The organism is Synechococcus sp. BA-120 BA3 (assembly GCF_034931285.1).
GTDB lineage: Bacteria > Cyanobacteriota > Cyanobacteriia > PCC-6307 > Cyanobiaceae > Cyanobium.
In genome coordinates this window covers 1-5,140 of record NZ_JAYGHZ010000360.1, presented here as the reverse complement: position 1 = coordinate 5,140, position 5,140 = coordinate 1, and the positions used below count along the sequence as shown (strand labels likewise).

5 protein-coding genes are annotated in these 5,140 nt (G+C 69.2%); 2 read left to right on the top strand and 3 right to left on the bottom strand.

The window, feature by feature from the left end; translation table 11 throughout:
* Positions 1-210: 210 nt before the first annotated feature.
* Complete coding sequence (locus tag VB737_RS14795) at positions 211-1,092, top strand: hypothetical protein (protein ID WP_500314082.1); 882 nt, start codon at positions 211-213, stop codon at positions 1,090-1,092.
* Here VB737_RS14795 and gap read toward each other — a convergent pair whose 3' ends face one another.
* Complete coding sequence (gene gap / locus VB737_RS14790; RefSeq protein WP_500314080.1) at positions 1,093-2,088, bottom strand: type I glyceraldehyde-3-phosphate dehydrogenase; 996 nt, start codon at positions 2,086-2,088, stop codon at positions 1,093-1,095. It abuts the gene before it with no gap.
* Positions 2,089-2,118: 30 nt separating this feature from the next.
* The gene (locus tag VB737_RS14785) at positions 2,119-3,096 is read right to left on the bottom strand and encodes a hypothetical protein (protein ID WP_500314079.1); all 978 of its coding nucleotides are present in this window, start codon (positions 3,094-3,096) and stop codon (positions 2,119-2,121) included.
* Positions 3,097-3,602: 506 nt separating this feature from the next.
* Between VB737_RS14785 and VB737_RS14780 the strand changes: the two genes are divergently transcribed.
* Positions 3,603-4,484: a hypothetical protein gene (locus VB737_RS14780; protein ID WP_500314078.1), complete on the top strand. Its 882-nt coding sequence runs from the start codon at positions 3,603-3,605 to the stop codon at positions 4,482-4,484.
* A 6-nt stretch (positions 4,485-4,490) separates the two neighbouring features.
* Here the strand turns inward: VB737_RS14780 and VB737_RS14775 are convergent, their stop codons facing one another.
* On the bottom strand, positions 4,491-4,772 hold the full coding sequence (locus VB737_RS14775) for a hypothetical protein (protein ID WP_500314076.1): 282 nt from the start codon (positions 4,770-4,772) through the stop codon (positions 4,491-4,493).
* Positions 4,773-5,140: the final 368 nt, after the last annotated feature.

Below are 5,140 nucleotides of genomic sequence, written 5' to 3'. Positions count from 1 at the left end.
GGCCTGCCCCGCTCAGCCGCAGGCGCTCGGTCCGCCCGCAGCGGGCCCTCACCTCGGCGGTGAGCGGCGCGGCCTGCAGCTGGCGCACGAGGGCGTGAAGGGGCATCGCAACGGGGGGGATGGAACCGCTGGCGATCCTCGCAACCACCGCACACGGCCGCGACACCTCTGGCCCTTTTGCCGTCATGCTGGAGTCCGGTCTGCCCAGCGATGGCCCGCTTCCGTTGTCCCACCTGCCGCGGTCGTCCCCTGCGGTTGCAGCAACCCTTCACGGGCCTCCCCCGCTGCGGGCGCTGCGGGGACCTGCTGGAGCCGAAGCCCCGCCATGGCCGTGCCTGGGGCCTGGCCGGCGGTGTGGCCGTCCTCGTCCTGGGGGGAGCCACCGTCTCCGGCCTGCAGGAGCAGCTCGCCAGCCTGCCCCAGCAGGCCCCCGAGGTCACCACCCGGCTCCTGGAGCGCTTCGATCCAGCCCCCGATCCGCGCCTGCGCCCCATGGCGCTGATCGAGGGGGGCCTGCTGGAGAACCTCAAGGAGGCCGACCGCCAATGGATTCCCACCGCCGAGCCCCTGGCCGGCGGTGGGATCCGCTTCCTCTACCGCCGCCGGGCCGGTGAACCCGAACTCTCGGTGGATGAGCTGCAGGACCTGATCGATTCCCCGCCAGACCACGGCGAGAAGCGCCGCGCCATCGCCGAACTGCTGGGCGTGCTCGAGGAGGCCGGTGTGCAGGTGCAGCTGGCGGAGCCGAGAAAGACGGGGGCGGCCGGAGAATGGGACCACGCCGCCCGCACCCTGCGCATCAAGCCCGCCGTGGTGGACAAGGGCACCGTGGACTTCGCCCAGGTGCTGAACCACGAGGCGATCCACGTGGCCCAGAGCTGTGCGGCGGGAGGCCTGCGTTCGGTCCCCCGAACCCTGGGGCTGAGCCAGGAGGTGCCACCGGAGCTGAAGACCCACCTCGACGATCCCCTCTACGCCGGGGTCTCCGACTGGGAGAAGGCCCTGGAGCGCGAGGCCTACGCCAACCAGCGACAGCTGGAGCTGGGCACCACCCTGGTCCGCAGCCATTGCCGCATCCGCGCCACGGGCTGATCAGCCGGAGATGTGGGCGATCAGGTCGAGGCACTTGCTGGAGTAGCCCCACTCGTTGTCGTACCAGGCCACCACCTTCACGAAGGTGTCGGTGAGGGCGATGCCGGCGGAAGCATCGAAGATCGAGGTGCAGGTTTCGCCGAGGAAATCGGTCGAGACCACGGCGTCCTCCGTGTAGCCCAGGATCCCGGCCATCGGACCTTCCGAGGCGGCCCGCATGGCGGCCTTGATGGCGTCGTAGCTGGCGCCCCGTTCGAGGTTCACCGTCAGATCCACCACCGAGACGTTGGGGGTGGGCACCCGGAAGGCCATGCCGGTGAGCTTGCCGCTCAGGGCCGGGATGACCTTGCCCACCGCCTTGGCCGCGCCGGTGGAGGACGGGATGATGTTCTGGCCGGCACCACGGCCGCCGCGCCAGTCCTTGACCGACGGCCCGTCGACCGTCTTCTGGGTGGCCGTGGTGGCGTGGACGGTGGTCATCAGGCCATCGCGGATGCCGAAGCTGTCGTGCAGCACCTTGGCCATCGGCGCCAGGCAGTTGGTGGTGCAGGAGGCGTTGGAGACGATGTCCTGGCCCGCATAGGTGGGGTGGTTCACCCCCATCACGAACATCGGCGTGTCGTCCTTGGAGGGGGCCGACATCACCACCTTGGAGGCCCCCGCCGTGATGTGGGCCCGGGCCCGCTCGTCGGTGAGGAACAGGCCGGTGGACTCCAGCACCACGTCGGCGCCGACATCGCCCCAGCGCAGGGCGGCGGGATCACGCTCCGAACTGATCCGGATGCGGCGGCCGTTCACCACCAGGGCGCCATCGTCGACGGCCACCTCACCGACGAAGCGGCCATGGGTGGAGTCGTAGCGGAGCATGTAAGCGATGTAATCGACATCGATCAGGTCGTTGATGCCCACCACCTCGATGTCATCGCGGCCGCAGGCGATGCGGAAGACGAGGCGGCCGATGCGTCCGAACCCGTTGATGCCGATCCTGATGGTCACCCGTGGATCTCCCAAGGCGCTACAGGGGATTCAGCGTCGCATGCAGCCTGCGGCCGGCGGCGGGGCCGTCGGGGCCATTGTCGCCAGATGAAACGGGCTCGCCTGCCGCAACCGGCGCCGCAGCCGGCGGCTCCAGCCGAACGCCACGGCACCCCCGAGCACGGGCAGGGGGCCCGGCACCGGAACGCTGCGCAGCGCGGTGGGGTTGAAGGGCCGGCCGTTGATCACGGCATTGACACGATTCGAGCCGGTCGAGGATCCGAACCTGAGGGCGGACCGGTTGTTGATGACGATCAGGGAGCCGGTGATGCTGGAGGGATTGCCATTGCCGGAGCGATTCAGCGTTGCCGTGCCGCCGCCGGTGAGCAGGAAGGTGCCGAAGACATCGGATCCTCTCAGGCTGAGGTTGGAGCCGGGGCGGGCGAAGCTGAAGATGATCCTGGAGGGATCCACATTCCCCTGCAGCGTCCAGTCCTGGTTGGTGGTGAGGCCGGTGGGCATGTTGAAGACGAAGTACTCCCGGCCCGAACCGACAAAGTTCAGATCGACGTTTCTGCCGACGGTCTGGACGTTGTAGTAGTTGATCCCGCCGCTGTCCGGCAGCGATCCGGTGAGGGTGAGGCTGCCGGACAGGTTGACCGCATCCTTGTAACGGCAGGAGCTCAGCGCCACGGTGCAGTTGGAGGCGTTGATGCCGCCGATGTAGCTGGCCACGGCCAGGGCATCCGCCTCCGCCTGGACGGTCCAGGTATTGCTGACCACCGTGGTGCCCGGGCCATTGGTGACGGTGGCGGACTGGGATCGGAAGATCCGGGTGGCATCGATGGATCCGGCATTGAGCCGGGCTTGGCCACCCACCAGCGCATGGCCGTTGCCGGGCTGGGCAGGGGCGGGCGGGGCGACACGGCAGCTCGCCGGCACCGAAACGGTGGAGCCGCCGTTGAGCTGGTTGGGCGAACCGGTGCTGGTGCCGAGGCTGGAGGAGACGCTTCTGTTGGTGATGTTCACCAGGCCGAAGCCGGCGGCACACCCCAGGTTGAAGCCGTCGGCCTACACGCCGTTGGCAAGGGCCGGCCGGTCGTGGCTGAGGGCCAGGGACAGGCCGATGCCGAGGCCCCATACCAGGGGGTGACGGCCGGCCATCGCCGCGAGCGGCCGCGAAGCCTGCACGCTGGCGCCAGAGGTTGGGTGACGCACCGTCTTCATGGTGCTGGCTGAGTTGGATCTGCTGAGTGCATGCGCGCGGGAGTCATTCAGGCGATAAGAAGGCATGCTTCTTTATTTTTCAGGCTGTACTCTGCAGACATCAAGGCAGACATCAAGATCAAGAATTTGCTCCGGGAGCCTAACACTTGACTCCAGCAGATGCGGGCACTCGCTCTGCGGCATCGTCCGAGGTCCGCGTATCCAGTCGCCAGAGACTTCCCGGAGATCCACACCCGGATTTCACCACAATGGCCTCATCCATGGCAACAATGTCGGGCATTGGACTGCACGGGATCCTGTCCTTGCCGATGACACGGAACGATCCGGATCAGCACCTGCCCCGCCAGACCCTGAGTGACGTCCTGGCCCTGATCGCTCTGGCCCTGATCGCTCTGGCCCTGTTCGTCACCTACGGGGTGACGCTGCTGAATGCGATTCTGCCCCTGGCGGTCGGGGAACCGGCCTGGCTGACGAGCCTGATCAGCGTCCTGCTGGATGGCGCCCCCCTGGCCCTGGTGGGACTGGGGCTGGTCCATCTGCTCGCCTGCCTCGAACCCGAGCGTCTCCGTCTGCAGGCCCGTCGCCGGGCGGTGGCCCGCTGGGCGACGGGCGCGGTGCTCGGCTTCCTGCTGCTGGTTCCCCTTCAGGCCATCTCGGCCATCCAGGGCTACCGCCTGGTGGCCCTCAGCCAGAGCAGCGCCATGGCGGTGCCCACCGAACGCGCCGAGGAGTTTCAGCACGCCATCGAAGCCGCCACCTCCGTGGAGGATCTGCAGCGGAGGATCGCCAGCCTGCAGGGCCCCGGGCTGCGTCTGAGCGAGGGCCCCCAGTCCCTGCCTGCCCTGAAGCGGACCCTGAACGACCGGTTGCAGGAATCGCTCAGAAGCTCCAGGACCGTCATCCATTCCCCATGGAGGCCGGAGCTCTGGGCGATCGTCCAGCGGACGCTCCGGGTGCTGCTCCTGGCGCTCATGTACGCCCTGGCCTTTGCGGCCGGCAGCCAGCGGCGGGGCCAGGAAGAGTCCCTGCTCCGCGAATTCCTGGCCCACTGGGATGGCCTGCGGGCCCGGGGCCTGCGGCGGCGCCTGGAGGCCCGGACCCCCGACCCGCGGGTGCTCCCCGCCGACATGGCCTACTTCCACGCCCTGAGTGTGGCGAGGCCGACCCAGGGCAGCGACCCGCTCCCCTGACCCGGATCAGTCCTCCAGGCCCGGGGCCCCAGCCCCTCCGCCGCCGGCCCCCAGGGTCTCCTCCTCCAGCAGCATGTTGAAGCGCAGCAGGTCGGCGTCCTTCAGCTGCTGGCGGCTGCTCACGCCCAGATGCTTCTCGAGGAAGCTCCGGCCCATGCTCCCGTCCCAGCCCAGCTGCTGCAGCAGCAGGTTGCACTGCTCGAGCAGGTCCGCGCGTCGCAGCGGCACCATGGCCGTGGCGGGATCACAACCAGGCTCGAGGGTCTCGATCGCCTGCAGATAGGCCATCAGATCGGCGTAGGCGGTGATGCGATCGCGGCTGGGGTGACCGAAGCAGCGCTGCAGATAGGCGGCCTCCCGCTCCCGGTCCCAGCCCAGGCGGCGCAGTTGCAGATCCAGATGGGTGAGTTCGGCACTCCAGTCCTGGGGGTCTGCGGCGGGACTCGGGGGCGCGGGGGGGCCGGTGGCGCCGGGGGGCTGCGGCGGGAGGCGGTGGGGGGGGGATCGTGAGCAGCAGATCCAGGATCGGGGGGCGATCGGAGGCCACCGCCGGCCGCAGGGGCCGGAAACGCAGGGTGGGACGGGTCATGGTGGAAGGGAGCAGTGGGACGGGGGGAGGGGTTCAGCGGGAGGCGTCGTCGAGCAGGGCGTTGAGC